Source organism: Lysinibacillus sp. 1 U-2021, assembly GCF_029916965.1.
Classification (GTDB): Bacteria; Bacillota; Bacilli; order Bacillales_A; family Planococcaceae; genus Lysinibacillus; species Lysinibacillus capsici.
Map to the genome: position 1 here is coordinate 2,745,450 of NZ_CP123966.1, position 16,918 is coordinate 2,762,367.

Consider the following 16,918-nt stretch of genomic DNA (forward strand, 5'->3'; position numbering starts at 1 on the left):
CTATTCGAATTTAAAGCGTTTTTCTAGCCATTTAAAGAACACCGTCAAGACAAGGGTCATGACTAAGTAAATTGCACCAGCAATAAAGAACGGTGTAATTGTGAAGTCCCGATTGACAGCCGTTTGCGCAAAATGTAGTAATTCGGGAACAGCAACTGCATAAAGTAGGGCTGTATCCTTAATTAGTGTAACGGATTCATTTGATAATGCGGGTAAGGCGACACGAAACATTTGTGGCAAAATAACACGTGTCGTCGTTTGCCATTTGGATAAGCCGAGTACCTGGGCTGCCTCATATTGTCCTTTATCGATGGCAAGAAGACCACCACGGAATATTTCTGCAAAGTAGGCAGCATAATTTAAAATAAAGCCAAGACAAGCGGCCACAAAACGATCCAATACTAAATATTCACCGATTACTGGCAGCATAGGTAAACCAAAGCAAATTAATAATAATTGTAGTAATAGTGGTGTACCACGCATGATATAAATATACGTATGTGCAAGCCAAGCGAGTGGTTTTATCCGACTTTTTACGGCGAGTGTTAGTAAAAAGCCAAATGGAATCGATACCAGAATGGCAATGAAGAACAGTAAAACTGTCATTTTTGCCCCTTCTAGCATCGGTAATATCATAGTTTGCCAGTAATCCGCCATAACGATGTCCCTCCAAAAAGAGTAAGAGTTCCGCTAAGGAAACTCTTACAGTTGATGTATCCTGTCATTATTTTAATACTTTATCTTCACCGAACCATTTTGTTGAAATGTCAGCCGCAGTACCGTCTTCATTCATTTTGTCTAATGCGGCTTGTAGTTTTTCTAATAAGGCTTCATTTCCTGGTTTCACACCAATACCGTATTGCTCAGGTGCGAGTGATTCCTCTAATAATTTGAATGTGTCAGGCTCTTGTGTCATGTAATATTCTGCAACTACAGCATCAATTACCACAGCATCAACACGGCCTGTTTTTAAGTCTGATAATGCTAAAACATTATCCGCAAATTCTGTAATTTTTTTCACTTCTTTGTGAATTGGGTTACCGTTTAATGCATCTGCTGCAGAAGAAAGGGATTGAATACCTACTTCTTGTCCAGCTAAATCACTTAGCTTCGTAATCTTTGAATCTGCCTTTGTTATTACAACTTGAGAGTTTTCAAGATAAGGCTTTGTAAATAAAACCTTTTCCTTACGTTCATCTGTAATGGTATAACCGTTCCAAATTAAATCAATACGTCCACTTAATAATTCAGCCTCTTTTGTTTTCCAATCGATTGGCTGGAATTCTGCTTCAACGCCCATATGCTCTGCTGCAGCGCGAGCTAAATCAATATCGAATCCAACGATTTCGTTTTTATCATCGCGGAAGCCCATTGGTGCAAATTTATCGTCAATTCCAATAATAATTTTTTCTTGATCTGCTGCTGTTTCGTCTTTTTCTGCTGTCTTTTCTTTTGAAGTCCCGCATGCTGCTAAAACGATGACAGCTGTCAGCATCATAAATAAAGTCAATACACGTTTCATTTTAGTTTCCCCCTATAATCTAACGCTTTCGTTTGCTAAACTACTAATGTGTTAAAGGATAACATCGTACTCTAGCAATGTCAATATCGTTTTGGATTAATCAGAAAATGAGCGGCGTTTTCTAGCATTTTTTGAATATCATAAAATAATAAAATTTGGGGATAGTAAGTAACTAAAGAATAGGGAAAAGAAAAAGGGACTGCTCCTATAGAACAGTCCTGTGAAATGAGGCTAACTATTTTTACTTTGGATTGCTTTTCGTGCCAAGGCATCGGCCGCTTTGTTTTGTGAGTCGGGCACCCATTTGATAAAGAATAAATCAAAGCTAGTAGCAAGCGCTAAAGCTTTTTCTAAATAAGGTTTAAATTCCTCATTTTTCACATATTCTTTTTCCATAGAAGCAACAACGATTTTGGAATCTGAACGCACCGAGACAAGAGGGGAGCCTAGCTTTTGTGCTTCTTCAAGACCACGAACCAATGCCGAAAATTCAGCAATATGGTTGTTTGTTTCCCCAATATACTCGCTAATTTGGATCTGGTGACCTTCACCTTTAATAAATATTCCTATACCACTTGGCCCAGGATTTCCTGCACTGGCAGCATCTATATAAACCTCTAACATATCATCCCTACTTTGTGATTTGACTTCTCTATAATTGTACAACAAGGCTATGGGCAAAGCATCCTTGTGGGGCAAATCGTGTTTGAAAAAAATACGTAGGAAGTAAACAAAATAGTTGCTTGTTGAAATTGAACGCTTCATAATAGTAGGAAGTGAATTTTGGACGTGAAAGGAGCGAGAGTTCAACATGGATAAAGTGACGGTTATGAAGGATATTGATGAACTGCATGATACGTATTGTTCGGATTGCTTAGTGATTAAGCAATTACGTAAAGAACGTGGTAAACCAGGGGCTCATCGTTTCTGCATTGAAGCCTGTTCAGTTGGAGAAAAGCTACAGTTCCTAGGGGAAGAACTTTTAAAAGTTTATAGCAAATAAACACATGAGAAAAAGCTACATGTATTAGCAAAATGCTAGTACATGTAGCTTCTTTAATTGTCAAGATTATTTCGTTTCAGCATAGCTGCTTAGATCTTGATAATACTTTGTAAGAGAGGAAGCCGAAATATCAAATGTCGCAGCGATTTCTTTTACCGTCATAGAAAGGGACTCAAACAGCTCCTTTTCCTGACCATAACGAATCGCACCAGCTGCAATGGCCGCTTCTTTACGCGCAGTCGGTTGACCTTCGATTAAATAGTCTTCTAAAAGCTCAAGCATCGGTGCTGTTTCACGCTCATTTTGCTCTAGGAAGTCTTTTACTTGTGTCAGGACATTGCTCTCAAAGTTTGAGAATTCCTCACCTTTATAGCCATTTGATACTAATAACTCCCAAAATGCTAGGTGCTCTTCTTTTAAGAAGGAGCCAACCTTCTTCTCTGAAGCCTCAAAGCGCTTCTTAAATTCTTCAAAGACCTTCGCATGATCCTCTGGGAAGAAAATCAGTGTAGACACAGCTAAAAAATGAGCCGATTTCTTTGTGCCATCTGGTAAAATGAAGGCAAATACATGCATACCTTCAGGAATCGGTTTGTTATTTTCACGTCGAATATAAAGCTCATCATTTGTAAGTATATGATTAGCCTTGAAATATTTTTCCTCAACAACAGACACCGTACCAATAAATAAAGTAGGCTGAGACCAATCTTCAAGTACTTTGACTGTAGAAGGTCTTACCGCTTTTTTCTTCGTTTTCTTCAAATAATTTTTCCAAATAGATGGCTCTTGATGGAAGAAAAAGTCGTCTAAAGCGATGGCTTCAATAAGCTCTCGCTGTAAAACGCTCTCTAATTTAGGCTGCCATGTGCCCACATGCTCAATATAGGCACGAACATCTTTACGTTCTGGATATTCTAAGTAAAATGTTTGTAGCACACGCTCTAATTCTTCGATTTGTACTGCTTCCACTGTTACTTGTTGTTTGCCTTCACAACATTTTTTATATTTTTTGCCGCTACCGCATGGGCATGGATCATTACGTTTTACCATAATTAGAACACTTCCTTTAATCATTGTTAATCGTATATTGCTAAATAATTTGCGTACTCTTAATAATAACGGTACTTTTGTATGAAGAAAAATAATTGTCTATTTTGAAATATCTAAAAAATATAGAGGGACGCCCTGATTCTAGTATATGTACGTATTTTTCTACTTAGAACTAAAAAAAGAAAACGATCTATACCTTGAATAGGCAGGACCGTCTTCTAGTTAAATTATTGCTGAACCGCTTCGATTTCCACTGTTAGACGTTCAAGCTCATCAATTAAATGGCCAATGTAGGCAATTGTATCACGAAGTGGTTGGTCAGTCGTAATATCAACACCAGCCATTTGCGCTAACTCCACTGGTGATTTTGTACCGCCAGCCCGAAGAACTGCTAGCCAATCTTCAACAGCTGGAGCGCCCTCTTTTAAAATACGTTGAGACACTTGTGTGGAGATGGTTAACCCTGCACTATATGTGTATGGATAAAGGCCCATATAATAGTGCGGCTGGCGCATCCATGTGAGTTCAGCACCTTCAGAAATAGCGACTGTATCGCCCCAGAAATCTTCCAACACGGAACGTTTTAATTGATTGAGGATGGTTGCATTAACTGCTTCTCCAGCATCAATTAATTCATATACTTTGCGTTGATAGGCAGCTTCTAGTAAATGTGTAACAAAGTTATGATAATATGTTTTCGCTACAATATTGGAAATTACCCAACGTTTAAAGCGTAGATCTTCATTATGTGTTAGTAAATAATTTGCTAACAGCATTTCATTCATTGTCGATGGCGCTTCAATAAAGTATAGAGATGGACGACTATTAAGATACGATTGATGTTCATACGTATTTGCAAAATGCCCAGCATGACCAAGCTCATGAATAAGTGTAAAGACTTCATTCATTTGTTCATTCCAGGACATTAAAATATAAGGATGGCTACCATACGGGCTTGAACAAAATGCCCCTGTAGATTTTCCTTTGTTTGGCGCATAGTCTATCCAACGTTCATTAAAGGCTCTCTCCATTAATTGATTATAGTCATTCCCCATAACGGCTAAAGCCTTTTCAACATATTCTTTTGCCTCAGCCATCGATAATCTTGGATCATAATCAGGGTCAAGTGCAATTTTTAAATCTGCAAATGTCATTTGGTCGATTCCGTTGGCTTTTTGAATTAACGTTGCATAGCGACGCATATGTGGGGCAAGCTCTTTAGTGATTAAATCAATTTGACGATTATAGAGTGAACGATCGACATCCTGATCAAATAGTAAATAGTCAATGACAGAATGAAAGCCTCTTAGGTCAGCCATTGTTTTTTCTTGTTGAATATGTGTGTTATATACTTGTGCCGTTGTATGCTGGTAATCGCGTAGCTTGCTTGAAAAGGCTTGAAAGGCAGCACGGCGTACATCTGTATTTGCTTCAAACTCCCAGTCATTTTCGTACAGCACAAAGCTAAGAGGATGCTTTTCGCCATTGGCTTCAAATTCGCCAAAATCCATGTCCACTAATTTTGTCGTATTGTACGTTTTATATGGCGCATCAAATGTGGCACTGAAGGCTGCCAGCGCTTTTTCCACTTCAGGATGGAGCTGGTGTGGTTTTCGTTTTAATAATTCCTCTAGATATCGTTTGTAAAGAGGGCTTAATGTCGCTGCTTCTTGTAAAACAGCTTCATCCAATGCCAGTAACTCGCTGCGCACGAAGGATAGTGCACTGCTGACTTTTCCGATAGCTGTACCAAACTTTGCCGCACGCATTTGTGCTACATCATTTGTGCGATCTGTCTCAAGATTTAAGCTTGCATATGTGCCAATCGGAACAAACTTTTTTTGTAGCTCTTCAAAGGCTGTTAACACGTCGATTACTTTTTGTGCATTTGTAATCGTACCTTTGTATTGTTGCTCGAAGCTAAGTGCATCTTCCACTAATTGTGCTAAGGTAGGTTCAAAATCAGCCTCATTGCTCAATAAATCTGTTAAATCCCAAGTTTCCTCTACTGCAACATCTTTTCGTAATGGTAAAACTTTCATTTATGGACACCCCTTTACATATAAGTGATTTCATTATAACGAAACTATTTCGGAAAGTGAAATAATTTCATAGAATAGTTGAAATATTCTTACTCTAAATCGTTTCTCATGAAGGATGTTTGAAATATTGTCGGTCGGGAACAATGAGTGTATAGCCAACATCTTTTATGACTCATACTAATGGCTAGAACAAGACATATTGGAGGAGAAATTGATTATGACACAAAACTTAAACAAACAATTAAATAAGCTAGTGGCGACGTGGTCTGTGCTTTATACAAAGCTACACAATTATCATTGGTATGTCACAGGTCCAGCCTTCTTTACATTGCATGCAAAATTTGAAGAACTATATAATGAAACAACATTGAATTTAGATGAAATAGCAGAGCGTATTTTATCAAAGGATGGCAAGCCAGTGGCAACATTAAAAGAGCATCTAGAGCTATCCTATGTAGATGAAGCAACAGGTGAAGAAACGACAGAGGACATGGTTGCAACGACAATCTCAGATTTCCAAAAGCTGATGAAAGCTTTAAATTCTACAATGGAGCTAGCCGCAGAAGAAGGAGACGACCGTACAGAGGATTTACTCAATGCCATGTATCAGTCTCTTGAAAAGCATACATGGATGTTAAAGGCCTTTCTTGACAAGTAAAAATTGACAATTTGCATGCTGAAGAAGAAATTCTCTCCAGCATGCTTTTTTTCTGCCCTGAACTTATTATGTCAAATCAGCAACGTAGTTTAAGGCAATTTAACAATTATTACAGTTTAGTAAATTGGGTTTGTTTGTGTGTAGTGCGGGTAATTACCTAGTAAGCCATACAACATAGGAGGAATTGAACATGATGAATGAACAAAATCCAAAAATTGAGGTGGCCCATACAAGGGATGAAATGCTTCACATTTTAGAGAATATGCGAATGGAAGGTTATCACCAAGACGATATTCATATTATTGCGAGAGATCCCCAACAGTTTGAGGATGTAAAATGGGATGCCGATGTGCAAACGCATGAGGCTGGAAATTGGGTAGATCAATTTAAATCTTGGTTTACAGGCGACTCAGCCGTTACAGAGGGTTTAAAACGATTTAATCTGTCAGAGGGACAAATCGCTTACTATGCGCATCTTGTAGAACAAGGAAGTATTGTCTTATATGCAGAACATGAGGATGATGTTGATACACTCCAAACATATCCAGAGACTGCTGAAGAGCAAGAGGAGCGTTTAAGAAATCAACAGCGTATGGCAGAGGCAGAGCAATATAGAAGATTTTTATAATGAATCAAACTAACGAGATATGACTATTTCTCGCTAGTTTGAATATAGACAAAGTCGATTGTTTCGACTTTGTCTATTATTTTATCTAGCATTTCTTGAAAAGAAGGGCTATTTTTTAAATGCCATCTTTATATTTAGAAATGTTATTTTTCGCATTTAGTATTGAAAGAATAGGATCGCTTGTTTTCTTTTTAAAAGGTTGCGAAAGCAGGTCTTGTAAATTAGTAGATTTTCTAATATCAAGGCTTTGTTTGGTTTCCATTAGGAGAACCCTTTGTCCTGTTGGTTTGACAAGGTATTGACGTACATAGCCATTTTCGTATCTGACCTCAATTTTCGATTTGTTCTTTTTTTCGTCTTCCTCTTCACGGCCACCGACATGTCTCATTAAATCCAATAGGTTTTGTGTTTGAATTGGTTGATTATCCTTGGTTGGTAAATAATATGACGTATGTAAGGTTTGAATTTGCATGTATGAATCTCCTTTATTTTCGTACCTGTAAAAATTAGTCTATTTTACATGTAATCGTGCTATAAATTCAATACATAGTAAGAGGAAGCTTGAGAAATAACGCTCAGCTTCCTTTTTTATTCATATGCACTATATTATTGTATGACTTTTTCCTGTGCATCCTTTTTCATAAAACGTAATACATGGAAATGCTCTAATTGTGCTACTAAATTCCCTATAAGAATGAAGCTGCCACCAATCATTAATTTCATTGTTATGCCTTCTCCGATAAACATCATGGCAAACATAGCGGCAAAAATTGGTTCTAAGGAGAATATAAGACCTGTATGTGTAGCAGAAGTATACTGTTGTGCAACAGTTTGACCCACAAAGCAAAACGCGCTACAGATGATGCCAAGCCCTAAAATAGCAATCCAGGATATGGCTGAATTTGGCATTGTTGGTGTTTCGAATAGAAAGGTTAACACAAGTGCATAAATACCAGCAAAGCCAAGCTGATAAATTCCGTATGAAATGGACTCTACATTTCGTGTGAATGAGCTATTTAAAAGTAAATAAATTGAATAACATAACGCAGCAATTGCTACTAATAAATCACCTTTATGGAATGTGAATGAGCCGTGTGCTGTTAAAACGGTAATACCAATCATGGTACAAATGATCGCAAAGCTAACTGCTCGAGAAGGTAATTTTTTTTCAATAAAGCTGCTAAAAATCGGCACTAACACGACCGTTAGGCTCAAGATGAAGCCAGCATTTGAAACAGAAGTAGATTGTAAACCAAATAAACTTAACGCGAACACAATGAATAATAAAAATCCTTGAATAGCCGCATATTTTAATGTTTTACCATTTACTTTGATCATCCGTTTGTAAAAAATAAGTCCTGCTACAAAAAATGCGATGATACAACGTAATGCCACCACATTATAAACTGCCAACGTTTCTAGCCCCATGACCATAAAGGTATAAGAGAGCCCCCAAAACATTGTGACAATAACCATCAATACATTTGCTTTTCCTTGGATACTCATTATGTTCACCTACCATCTGTGTACTAAAACAGTTTTATACTAAAAATTACTATATATCTTGTGTTGTGATTAGTAAAACGAATGTTTATAATGAATAGGATTAAAAAAATTCATGTATATAGAGGGATTGCGGATGAGCTTAGTGAAATATGAGATTTTAACAAAGGTGGCAGAGGTGGCAAGCTTTACAAAAGCAGCTGATGCGCTAGGGTTAACACAATCTGCTGTGAGTCATGCCGTGTCGAGTTTAGAAAAAGAGTTTGGCTTTGCGCTCATTCATCGAAGTCGTGTGGGTGTGACATTAACGAGTGAGGGACAAACAATGCTAAGGGCAATGCGTCAGGTTTTGGATGCTCAAGAATTATTGCAACAGGAAGCAGCTCACATTCATGGCGTGACACGAGGTAAGGTTCGAATTGGTGTGATATCGAGTATTTCTTCCAATTGGATGCCAGAGATTGTTCGAATTATGGATAATCAATTTCCAGGGATACAGGTGGAGTTACGAGAGGGAGATTACTATGAAATTGAACAATGGCTTTTAAGTGGTGAAGTAGAAGCAGGATTTTTGAATGGTCAAAAGTCAGAGCAATATCAGTTCACTGAGCTCCAACAAGACCCATTATTATGTATTGTTTCGGATAAAAGTCCATTGTTTGATAAGACAGAAATTGATATCGTAGATTTAGAGGATATGCCATTTATTATGACTTCCTATAAAGGGACAAATGATGTCAAGGTGCTATTAGAGCAATATCATGTTAAGCCGAATATCCGCTTTGAGCTTTCCGAGGAGGTAGGGATTCTTTCCATGATTTCCCATCATTTAGGGATCAGTATTTTACCTCAGTTGGTTATTCAAAATTTACCGCCAACATTGAGAGCGATTCCATTAAAGCAAGGTGGCTACCGAACAATTGGTATTGCCATGAAACACCATGCTTCGCCCGTCACAAAGAAATTTGCAGAGATATTAAGTGCTTGGCTAAAAGAACAAAACAGCTCCCTAAAATAGTGGCTATTGAAGCCTATCCTTACATTACGTTAAAATAGTATTTGTATATATTTCAGAAAATAGGTGAGTGTATGGGGACATTACAGGGCAAAACCGTACTCATTACAAGTGGGGGAACACTTGAAAAATGGGATCGTGTACGAGGTCATACGAATTTATCAAAAGGCACAATGGGGTGTTATTTAGCAGAGGCGGCGCTGGCTGCTGGCGCTAACGTAGTATACATGCATGGTTACTTTGCACAGCTCCCAGAAAACCAAAATGATATGACATTGATTCAATTTGAAGGCATAGAGGATTTAGGACAAAAGGTGCGTCATGCAGTTCAACAACAACATGTCGATATCGTCATTATGGCGGCTGCGGGCTCTGATTGGGTCATTGACAAAGTATATGATCAATCAGGTAATTTAATGGAGGAAACGGGGAAAATGCCTTCTGACGAACCACCTATTATTCATTTTAAAAAAGCACCAAAAGTATTAGGTCAAATTAAGGGATGGCAACCGAATGTAACGTTAGTAGGCTTTAAGCTCGAAGCAACGAATGATGAGGAATTCTTGTTAGCTCGTGCCAGACTGCGTATGGAAACAGCCAATGCACAATTTATGGTAGCAAATAGCTCTCAGTCTTTATATGGGGGGGATGAACCTCATTGGATTGTACCTGCTGATGGACAGCCTCTTAAAGTAATGGGCAAGCAAAAAACAGCAGAAGCTTTAATGATGTATTTACAAAATCAATAAATATGAACTGTGTAGAGAAATATTTCTACGCAGTTTTTTCTTGTCTAAAAGGTTAGCATCCTATAATATTTACTTAACGGTCGGTAAAAAAGGAGGGTAATAATGGGAAATAAAGAACAAACTTTTCAAAAGATTATAGAAATTGCTTATGGGATGTTTGCGGAAAATGGATTTGAAAAAACAAGCTTAGCAATGATTGCTACAGAGGTCGGTATTTCAAAACCAGCCATTTACTATTATTTTCAATCAAAAGATCAATTAATCGCTTTCATATTTGATGAATTGTATAAAGAAATTCAACATGATGTCGCTGTGGAGTATAAAGAGCTTTCTTCTGCTAATTTTAAGGAGGAATTACTTAAGCTAGGCTATAAATCTATTGAGGCACAGGACAAGGACCCTTATTTTAATAAAATATTTAATCAATATGTACTATTAGCGGCCCGCGATGAAAACTATAAAAGACAATTAGTAGAGCTAGAAACAAGCTTTTTAACGAGCTTTGTTGCTATCCTACGATATGGCGTACAGCTAGGCGTGCTAGAGGATACTCCCCATATAGAAGCGAAGGCACAGATGCTAGCCCTCGTCTATGATAATATCGGTAATTTCATGTTAACAGGCAACCAATTGAACTATAGGGCTATTTGGAAGGAGGCAGTGAATAGCGTTATCCAAGGGGGCAAAGATGACAAAAAGAAATGATGATCGGCGCATTGAAGGTCTTGATTTTGCAAGAGCTCTCGCCATGCTTGGCATGTTCATTGTCAATTTTGGCGTCATAACAGGTTCTACAACGAATGGTTCAACATGGTTAATGGCCTTCCAACATCTTTTCGAGGGACGTGCTTCGGCCGTATTTGTCATGCTAGCAGGAATAGGGACAGCCTTAATGACTCGTCAGGCTAGAGAGAGTAAGGACCCAATCCTTCTTCGTCAAAATCGACTTACTTTGTGGAAGAGGGCGCTTTTGTTATTTACGATAGGGATTATATTATATGCAATCGGCTGGACAGGAGATATCTTACATTATTATGGCGTGTATATGTTTGTTGCTGCTTGTTTGATTGCCCAATCCAAGAAAATGATGATCTTCATAATTGGTGCCATCCTTATCCTTTCACAATGGCTTCAAATTCAATTTAGTTACCTTGCTGGTTGGCATCCAACATATGTGCTACTAGAGTATCTTGATTTTTGGACACCAGCTGGATTTATAAGAAATTTGATGTTTAATGGCTATCATCCACTATTCCCCTGGATTTGCTTCTTTCTGATAGGGATGGTAATGGGCACATTAGATTTAACAAATCATACATTAAGAAAAAACTTACTGGTGATAGGCTTATTGCTAGTCATCGTGACTGAGACTTGTTCAACGTTATTCATTAAGATGACAACCATTCATTTATTAGATGTAGAGAGTGCATTGTATTTATTTGATACAGGACCGATTCCACCGAATATGATGTATGTCCTCTCTAATTCGGCTTCGGCTATTGTTATCATTGTTGGCTCCATCTATCTTGTAGAGACATGTAAAAATAAAGTTATTCAATCTTTCATATTAACTGGACAAATGTCTTTAACGCATTATGTTGGCCATGTTGTTATAGGCATTGGAATACTAATTATTTGCCAAAAGCTGGAGAACCAAACACTTGCTTTTTCCATGCTGTATGCCTGCTGTTATTTTTTAGGATGTGTCGTGGTTTCTGTATGGTGGAGGACTAAACATCATCGAGGCCCACTTGAATTCATGATGAGGAAATGGAGCTTGTAATAAATTAATGGATTGCCATCTATTTCTCACTGACTAGGCATAAAATACTTTAGGTATAGGGAGTCTTTTAATCTAAACGACATATTGCATAGTATTCAACTAGGTTTTCTAATATTTTGTATTGACATTCCTATAGCAGAATTATAGAATTATTTTCAAGAAACGCAGTACTCTTATCAAGAGAGGTGGAGGGACTTGGCCCAATGAAGCCTCGGCAACCGAACAACAGGTGCCAAATCCAACAGATGGTGTCTGAGAGATAGGAGGGGCTATCAATCAGTTTGATGCGTTGGCCTCTTTATGAACAATAAGGATAAAAAAGAAGGGGTGTATCGTATGGCTCAGTCAGTAAAAGTAGATGATAAGAAACTAGAGGCAATTGCGAAGGCGATTCAAAATCTTGAATTTGGTGAAGTGCATATTACGATTCAAGATGGTGTGATTGTGCAAATTAATAGGCTTGAAAAGCAGAGATTTCCGCAGAAAAAATAACAATGATTTCAGTAGAACTTATGTCAAACGGCCACCTATAAGCATGAAGGATTTCCTGTGCTTACAAGTGGCCCTTTTTTTGTGTAAAGGCTAGCTATAAAAGCTTTTTGGTATGGGACCGATATGACGGCGATGATAAAGCAAAGGCTCTTTTTGAGCATTTGTAATGTCTACGACCTGCCCAATAAAAATGGTATGGTCGCCAGCATCGATTTGCTGAAATGTTTTACATTGTAAATTAGCTGCTGTATCATGTAAAATCGGTAGTCCTAAAGAGGAAGTTGACCATTTTGCTTGTGCAAAGCGATCAGGGATTTTACTGGCAAATAGTGTACATAAATGCTCTTGATCACTCGCTAAAATATTGACCGCAAAATTTGGCGCAGTCGTGAAATAAGGATGGAGCTGAGATTTTTTATCGAGTGACCACAAAATAAGGAGCGGGTCGATTGAAACAGATGCAAAGGAATTGACGGTTAAGCCAATCGGTTTTGTGTCATGACATGTCGTGACAACTGTTACGCCTGTAGGATAATTACCTAATGCCAATTTAAAAGCAGCTACTAAATCTGTCATTCAAATCACCTCTTTATGAAATTAGTGAACGGAGTTTGTAGGTAAACGAAACTTTTTTTCATATCCTACTAGTAACTCCTTTTCTTGAGTAAATTTTAAACTAATCAAACATACAGGTAAAGGTAATGGGGAAAGAAAGGGGAATGGCCATGACTTTATATTTTGATCATTTGGTTCATCAAGTGGAATCACCAGAAAATATAAAGGTTTTCTTCAATAAACGAAATGTCCATACAGTGAATGGTGGGCAGCACACGATGTGGGGGACTTATAATACGTTAAGCTACTTTGGCTTAAGCTATATTGAACAAATTGCTATCTATGATCGTGATTTATTTGAGCAAGCGGCACAATACCCATATTCCCTACATTATACGTTTAAACGTGACCAAGAGCGCCAGGGATTTTCTCGAATTGCTCTGCGCACAAAAAATATTGAGGAAGAGGGTCGACGCTTGCGAGCATTGGGCTATGAAGTATATGGACCAGATGCATGTAGCAGAACAAGACCAGATGGCACTGTGGTAGAATGGAAGCTATTGCATTTTGGTAAGCCAGATCTGCCAATTGATTTTCCATTTTTGATTGAATGGGCGGAGGCAGATGAAGAGCGTTTGGTTCAATTAAAGGCAAGTGGTGCCATTGATGTCAAACAGGCTATAACCATGGAATCCGTCCAATTCTACGTCAAGGACATGCAGGCAACAGTACAACTGTGGCAAGAGGTGTTACAGCTACCAGTGCCTACGCAATATGAGCAGTATATGTCACTACAGCTACCGAATATGCGTTTAGATTTCTATGAGGAAGAGAGCGCGATGACAATGACACTTGGTCATGTCAAAGAGGGACCATTTGGTGTGACATTAAAGGATTCTAAACGAACAAAAGAAACTTTAGTTTGCCCTGGTGCTTTTTATTGGATAAATCGATAAGGAGAAAAGGCTGGAACATCACTAACAGGGACCTTCATTAAGCCGAATAATCTTTACATTAACAAACATGATAACTAGAAAAACCGAACTATTCCGAAACACTTCGTAAGCGTTTTAGTGGATAGCTCGGTATTTTTATGGGCTGAAACACTTTTGCTCCCGCCTTTTTACATAAGTATTGAAAAACAAAACCATCAATAGAATTTATTATGCTGGCTACTTGCTTTCCTGTGAATTTAGCGTTATAGAGGAGACCCCTGGAGCGAAATCACCCCCTCACCTTGCTAAAAAGTTTTAGCAGTGACATGATCTTTAATTCAACAATATGGAAAAATCCACTTCATCAGAGAAGTGGATTTTCGTTGCCAATTATTATTCAATTGTCATTTTTTTCGGTGTTTCTGTACCTGTATACCAATCAAATTCAATTTCAAATGAATGCTTGTCGCCCTTTTTTGTATAGGAGTATTCGATTTTGAGCTGTTCACTTGGGCTGACAACTGTTGGCTCTGTGTCTTGAACAAAAGTGAATTCACCATTTTCTTTAAGCTTTTTTGCAATCGTTTCCAGTGTTGCTGCAAATTCTGCTACACTTTGTCGTTCTTTATGCTTCAAAATAACTTCAGTCATGGGTTTATTTTGTTTTTGCATCGAGATCCCTCCTTACGTATTGTTACTTCTATTATAACATGGAGGGGGCATTCAGCTTATAAAACAATACAAAAAGCGGATGAAGGAAACGATGCATTTCCTAATCTGCTGCTAATCTGGAACTACATGGATAGCCCCATTATGCTTATAGTTTTACAACATTTGATGCTTGGGGTCCACGATTGCCTTCCACAACATCAAATGAAACCTTTTGACCTTCTTCAAGTGTACGGAAGCCTTCCTCCTGGATGCCCGTAAAATGAACAAATACATCTTCGCCATCATCACATTCAATAAAGCCATAACCTTTTTCATTATTGAACCACTTTACGATCCCCTGTTGCATAAGCATTCGCCTCCAATGCGCTTGAATGTAAAATAAAGTTAAATAAATGGTGCACTCATTGAGAAAATGTGAAAAAATTGCATTTTCTCTTAGAACATACAGGAATTGAACAAAGATGTCAATTGATTGACGAAATGCTTGCATATCTGGCTTTCTTTTTTTTCACAATTAAGACTATAATGGAAATGAACAACATAGAAAGTAGGATGCCAAATGACAACGAAAAATCAACCATTATCAGATTTAGAAATCGCTAGTCAAGCAGTGATCAAACCTATTACGGAAATTGCCAATGCTGCGGGTATTCCAGAGGATGCTCTTGAACAGTATGGCCGCTACAAAGCAAAGATCGACCCATTAAAAATTACTGCTCAGGGCGAGGATGCAAAGGTAGTATTAGTATCAGCTATTAGTCCAACCCCAGCTGGTGAAGGAAAGTCGACTGTGACTGTTGGACTAGCAGATGCCCTTCATCAATTAGATAAGAAGGTGATGGTCGCATTACGTGAACCATCATTAGGTCCAGTTATGGGCGTAAAAGGTGGCGCAACTGGCGGAGGTTACGCACAAGTTATACCAATGGAGGATATTAATTTACATTTTACTGGCGACCTTCATGCGATTACAACAGCTAACAATGCTTTATCCGCATTTATTGATAATCATATCCACCAAGGTAATACACTTAACATTGATCCACGACGCATTATTTGGAAGCGTGTCATGGACTTAAATGATCGTGCCCTTCGTAAGGTAGTGGTGGGATTAGGTGGTCCTGTTCAAGGCATGCCGCGTGAGGATGGCTTTGATATTACGGTTGCCTCTGAAATTATGGCAGTATTCTGTTTAGCAACAAGCATTGAGGATTTACGTGAGCGAATCGCTAGTATCGTGATTGGCTATACTTTCGAGCGTGAGCCTGTCTTTGTGCGTGATTTACAGGTAGAGGGTGCCTTAACACTATTATTAAAAGATGCCTTTAAGCCAAACCTAGTTCAAACATTAGAGGGAACACCTGCTATTATCCATGGTGGTCCATTTGCGAATATTGCTCACGGCTGTAATTCCATTATGGCGACACAAACCGCTCGTAAGCTAGCTGATATTGTGGTGACAGAAGCGGGCTTCGGCTCTGATTTAGGTGCTGAAAAATTCATGAACATTAAAGCTCGTAAGGGAGGCTTTAAACCAAGCGCAGTTGTCATTGTAGCGACAATTCGTGCCTTAAAAATGCATGGAGGTGTACCGAAAACAGCGCTTGTAGGCGAAAATGTGGAAGCACTTCTACAAGGGATTGAGAATTTAGCTAAACATGTAGATACAGTTCGTACATTTGGCGTTGAACCAATTATTGCGTTAAATCGTTTTATCACGGACACAGAGGCTGAGCTAGAAGCCGTTCTAAACTGGTGTCAAGAAAATCATGTTCGCATTGCCCGTACAAATGTCTGGGAAGAGGGCGGTAAAGGTGGTCTAGCCTTAGCTGAGCAAGTACTAGCTGTGCTAGAGGAAGAAAACAACTTCTCTCCTTTATATGATATAACGGAGTCGATTGAAGAAAAGGTACGTACGATTGTGCAAAAGGTATATGGCGGGAAAGATGTACAATTTACAGACCAAGCCAAAAAACAAATTGCCCAAATCGAAAAATTTGGTTGGGACTCCCTTCCAATTTGTATGGCGAAAACCCAGTATTCTTTATCAGACCAACCAAGTTTACTTGGTCGTCCAGAAGGCTTTACCATCACAATTCGTGAAGTTATTCCAAAGCTTGGTGCAGGCTTCTTAGTTTGTCTAACTGGCGATATTATGACAATGCCAGGACTTCCAAAAGCACCAGCTGCTCTACGCATGAATGTCGACAACGAAGGACATGCGGTAGGATTGTTCTAAATGATATTAAAAGCTGCCTACTTAAATCGGCAGCTTTTTTTTATTGATAATTTTGGTAAATTTGGTTCGTTG

Annotated in this window: 20 protein-coding genes and 1 riboswitch; of the genes, 10 read left to right on the forward strand and 10 right to left on the reverse strand. The window is 38.4% G+C overall.

The features are described from left to right. The 3 genes from QH639_RS14130 to QH639_RS14140 all read right to left on the reverse strand — a co-directional run bounded on the left by QH639_RS14130 (nucleotide 1) and on the right by QH639_RS14140 (nucleotide 2,146). Nucleotides 1–657 carry an amino acid ABC transporter permease gene (locus QH639_RS14130; protein WP_004269380.1) on the reverse strand — a complete coding sequence of 219 codons (657 nt, stop codon included), beginning with the start codon at nucleotides 655–657 and terminating at the stop codon, nucleotides 1–3. Nucleotides 658–724: 67 nt separating this feature from the next. Beyond that, entirely contained in the window at nucleotides 725–1,522 is a 798-nt protein-coding gene (locus tag QH639_RS14135; protein WP_131519765.1) for an amino acid ABC transporter substrate-binding protein, read from the reverse strand. A 231-nt stretch (nucleotides 1,523–1,753) separates the two neighbouring features. Next, on the reverse strand, nucleotides 1,754–2,146 hold the full coding sequence (locus QH639_RS14140; RefSeq protein ID WP_131519766.1) for a ribonuclease HI family protein: 393 nt from the start codon (nucleotides 2,144–2,146) through the stop codon (nucleotides 1,754–1,756). Between the two features lie 187 nt (nucleotides 2,147–2,333). Here QH639_RS14140 and QH639_RS14145 point away from each other — a divergent pair, with 187 nt between their 5' ends. Beyond that, nucleotides 2,334–2,525 (forward strand): zinc-finger domain-containing protein, encoded by a 192-nt coding sequence (locus QH639_RS14145; protein WP_004269383.1) that lies wholly within the window; start codon nucleotides 2,334–2,336, stop codon nucleotides 2,523–2,525. A gap of 66 nt (nucleotides 2,526–2,591) precedes the next feature. On the opposite strand, the gene QH639_RS14150 is transcribed toward QH639_RS14145, so the two are convergent. Together QH639_RS14150 and pepF are read right to left on the reverse strand one after the other, a co-directional pair. After that, nucleotides 2,592–3,575 (reverse strand): SEC-C domain-containing protein, encoded by a 984-nt coding sequence (locus QH639_RS14150; RefSeq protein ID WP_281114694.1) that lies wholly within the window; start codon nucleotides 3,573–3,575, stop codon nucleotides 2,592–2,594. Between the two features lie 227 nt (nucleotides 3,576–3,802). Further along, a complete protein-coding gene (pepF, locus tag QH639_RS14155; RefSeq protein ID WP_237900199.1) occupies nucleotides 3,803–5,617 on the reverse strand; it encodes an oligoendopeptidase F in 1,815 nt (604 codons plus the stop codon). 217 nt (nucleotides 5,618–5,834) lie between these two features. Here pepF and QH639_RS14160 point away from each other — a divergent pair, with 217 nt between their 5' ends. Further along, nucleotides 5,835–6,275 (forward strand): Dps family protein, encoded by a 441-nt coding sequence (locus QH639_RS14160; RefSeq protein ID WP_054550810.1) that lies wholly within the window; start codon nucleotides 5,835–5,837, stop codon nucleotides 6,273–6,275. A 190-nt stretch (nucleotides 6,276–6,465) separates the two neighbouring features. Next, entirely contained in the window at nucleotides 6,466–6,903 is a 438-nt protein-coding gene (locus tag QH639_RS14165) for a general stress protein (protein ID WP_048390084.1), read from the forward strand. A 115-nt stretch (nucleotides 6,904–7,018) separates the two neighbouring features. On the opposite strand, the gene QH639_RS14170 is transcribed toward QH639_RS14165, so the two are convergent. After that, the gene (locus tag QH639_RS14170; RefSeq protein ID WP_281114695.1) at nucleotides 7,019–7,375 is read right to left on the reverse strand and encodes a hypothetical protein; all 357 of its coding nucleotides are present in this window, start codon (nucleotides 7,373–7,375) and stop codon (nucleotides 7,019–7,021) included. A gap of 134 nt (nucleotides 7,376–7,509) precedes the next feature. Further along, nucleotides 7,510–8,409 carry a DMT family transporter gene (locus tag QH639_RS14175; protein WP_004269389.1) on the reverse strand — a complete coding sequence of 300 codons (900 nt, stop codon included), beginning with the start codon at nucleotides 8,407–8,409 and terminating at the stop codon, nucleotides 7,510–7,512. Between the two features lie 133 nt (nucleotides 8,410–8,542). On the opposite strand from QH639_RS14175, the gene QH639_RS14180 reads away from it, so the two are divergent. The 5 genes from QH639_RS14180 to QH639_RS14200 all read left to right on the forward strand — a co-directional run bounded on the left by QH639_RS14180 (nucleotide 8,543) and on the right by QH639_RS14200 (nucleotide 12,445). Continuing rightward, the gene (locus QH639_RS14180; protein WP_048390089.1) at nucleotides 8,543–9,424 is read left to right on the forward strand and encodes a LysR family transcriptional regulator; all 882 of its coding nucleotides are present in this window, start codon (nucleotides 8,543–8,545) and stop codon (nucleotides 9,422–9,424) included. Between the two features lie 71 nt (nucleotides 9,425–9,495). Next, nucleotides 9,496–10,170, forward strand: coding sequence for a phosphopantothenoylcysteine decarboxylase domain-containing protein (locus QH639_RS14185; RefSeq protein WP_048390090.1), 675 nt, complete (start codon nucleotides 9,496–9,498; stop codon nucleotides 10,168–10,170). 102 nt (nucleotides 10,171–10,272) lie between these two features. Next, the gene (locus tag QH639_RS14190) at nucleotides 10,273–10,875 is read left to right on the forward strand and encodes a TetR/AcrR family transcriptional regulator (protein WP_131519769.1); all 603 of its coding nucleotides are present in this window, start codon (nucleotides 10,273–10,275) and stop codon (nucleotides 10,873–10,875) included. Beyond that, entirely contained in the window at nucleotides 10,859–11,953 is a 1,095-nt protein-coding gene (locus QH639_RS14195) for a DUF418 domain-containing protein (RefSeq protein ID WP_131519770.1), read from the forward strand. The genes QH639_RS14190 and QH639_RS14195 overlap by 17 nt, the downstream gene beginning before the upstream one ends. A gap of 170 nt (nucleotides 11,954–12,123) precedes the next feature. Further along, a riboswitch (SAM riboswitch) is annotated at nucleotides 12,124–12,219 on the forward strand. A gap of 70 nt (nucleotides 12,220–12,289) precedes the next feature. Next, a complete protein-coding gene (locus tag QH639_RS14200) occupies nucleotides 12,290–12,445 on the forward strand; it encodes a YezD family protein (protein WP_004269393.1) in 156 nt (51 codons plus the stop codon). 90 nt (nucleotides 12,446–12,535) lie between these two features. Here the strand turns inward: QH639_RS14200 and QH639_RS14205 are convergent, their stop codons facing one another. Then, entirely contained in the window at nucleotides 12,536–13,021 is a 486-nt protein-coding gene (locus tag QH639_RS14205) for a flavin reductase family protein (RefSeq protein ID WP_048390098.1), read from the reverse strand. Between the two features lie 149 nt (nucleotides 13,022–13,170). Here QH639_RS14205 and QH639_RS14210 point away from each other — a divergent pair, with 149 nt between their 5' ends. Beyond that, entirely contained in the window at nucleotides 13,171–13,956 is a 786-nt protein-coding gene (locus QH639_RS14210; RefSeq protein ID WP_131519772.1) for a VOC family protein, read from the forward strand. A gap of 372 nt (nucleotides 13,957–14,328) precedes the next feature. Here the strand turns inward: QH639_RS14210 and QH639_RS14215 are convergent, their stop codons facing one another. Together QH639_RS14215 and QH639_RS14220 are read right to left on the reverse strand one after the other, a co-directional pair. Next, the gene (locus QH639_RS14215) at nucleotides 14,329–14,607 is read right to left on the reverse strand and encodes an amphi-Trp domain-containing protein (RefSeq protein ID WP_048390101.1); all 279 of its coding nucleotides are present in this window, start codon (nucleotides 14,605–14,607) and stop codon (nucleotides 14,329–14,331) included. A gap of 145 nt (nucleotides 14,608–14,752) precedes the next feature. Further along, on the reverse strand, nucleotides 14,753–14,953 hold the full coding sequence (locus tag QH639_RS14220; protein WP_004269397.1) for a cold-shock protein: 201 nt from the start codon (nucleotides 14,951–14,953) through the stop codon (nucleotides 14,753–14,755). A gap of 213 nt (nucleotides 14,954–15,166) precedes the next feature. Between QH639_RS14220 and QH639_RS14225 the strand changes: the two genes are divergently transcribed. After that, nucleotides 15,167–16,846 carry a formate--tetrahydrofolate ligase gene (locus QH639_RS14225; protein ID WP_131519773.1) on the forward strand — a complete coding sequence of 560 codons (1,680 nt, stop codon included), beginning with the start codon at nucleotides 15,167–15,169 and terminating at the stop codon, nucleotides 16,844–16,846. The last annotated feature ends 72 nt before the right edge of the window (nucleotides 16,847–16,918 follow it).

What these genes read in the sequence shown, in the direction of transcription:
- QH639_RS14130 (WP_004269380.1), bottom strand. Translation starts at nt 657, where the DNA reads ATGGCGGATTACTGGCAAACTATGATATTACCGATGCTAGAAGGGGCA.
- QH639_RS14135 (WP_131519765.1), bottom strand. Translation starts at nt 1,522, where the DNA reads ATGAAACGTGTATTGACTTTATTTATGATGCTGACAGCTGTCATCGTT.
- QH639_RS14140 (WP_131519766.1), bottom strand. Translation starts at nt 2,146, where the DNA reads ATGTTAGAGGTTTATATAGATGCTGCCAGTGCAGGAAATCCTGGGCCA.
- QH639_RS14145 (WP_004269383.1), top strand. Translation starts at nt 2,334, where the DNA reads ATGGATAAAGTGACGGTTATGAAGGATATTGATGAACTGCATGATACG.
- QH639_RS14150 (WP_281114694.1), bottom strand. Translation starts at nt 3,575, where the DNA reads ATGGTAAAACGTAATGATCCATGCCCATGCGGTAGCGGCAAAAAATAT.
- pepF (WP_237900199.1), bottom strand. Translation starts at nt 5,617, where the DNA reads ATGAAAGTTTTACCATTACGAAAAGATGTTGCAGTAGAGGAAACTTGG.
- QH639_RS14160 (WP_054550810.1), top strand. Translation starts at nt 5,835, where the DNA reads ATGACACAAAACTTAAACAAACAATTAAATAAGCTAGTGGCGACGTGG.
- QH639_RS14165 (WP_048390084.1), top strand. Translation starts at nt 6,466, where the DNA reads ATGATGAATGAACAAAATCCAAAAATTGAGGTGGCCCATACAAGGGAT.
- QH639_RS14170 (WP_281114695.1), bottom strand. Translation starts at nt 7,375, where the DNA reads ATGCAAATTCAAACCTTACATACGTCATATTATTTACCAACCAAGGAT.
- QH639_RS14175 (WP_004269389.1), bottom strand. Translation starts at nt 8,409, where the DNA reads ATGAGTATCCAAGGAAAAGCAAATGTATTGATGGTTATTGTCACAATG.
- QH639_RS14180 (WP_048390089.1), top strand. Translation starts at nt 8,543, where the DNA reads ATGAGCTTAGTGAAATATGAGATTTTAACAAAGGTGGCAGAGGTGGCA.
- QH639_RS14185 (WP_048390090.1), top strand. Translation starts at nt 9,496, where the DNA reads ATGGGGACATTACAGGGCAAAACCGTACTCATTACAAGTGGGGGAACA.
- QH639_RS14190 (WP_131519769.1), top strand. Translation starts at nt 10,273, where the DNA reads ATGGGAAATAAAGAACAAACTTTTCAAAAGATTATAGAAATTGCTTAT.
- QH639_RS14195 (WP_131519770.1), top strand. Translation starts at nt 10,859, where the DNA reads ATGACAAAAAGAAATGATGATCGGCGCATTGAAGGTCTTGATTTTGCA.
- QH639_RS14200 (WP_004269393.1), top strand. Translation starts at nt 12,290, where the DNA reads ATGGCTCAGTCAGTAAAAGTAGATGATAAGAAACTAGAGGCAATTGCG.
- QH639_RS14205 (WP_048390098.1), bottom strand. Translation starts at nt 13,021, where the DNA reads ATGACAGATTTAGTAGCTGCTTTTAAATTGGCATTAGGTAATTATCCT.
- QH639_RS14210 (WP_131519772.1), top strand. Translation starts at nt 13,171, where the DNA reads ATGACTTTATATTTTGATCATTTGGTTCATCAAGTGGAATCACCAGAA.
- QH639_RS14215 (WP_048390101.1), bottom strand. Translation starts at nt 14,607, where the DNA reads ATGCAAAAACAAAATAAACCCATGACTGAAGTTATTTTGAAGCATAAA.
- QH639_RS14220 (WP_004269397.1), bottom strand. Translation starts at nt 14,953, where the DNA reads ATGCAACAGGGGATCGTAAAGTGGTTCAATAATGAAAAAGGTTATGGC.
- QH639_RS14225 (WP_131519773.1), top strand. Translation starts at nt 15,167, where the DNA reads ATGACAACGAAAAATCAACCATTATCAGATTTAGAAATCGCTAGTCAA.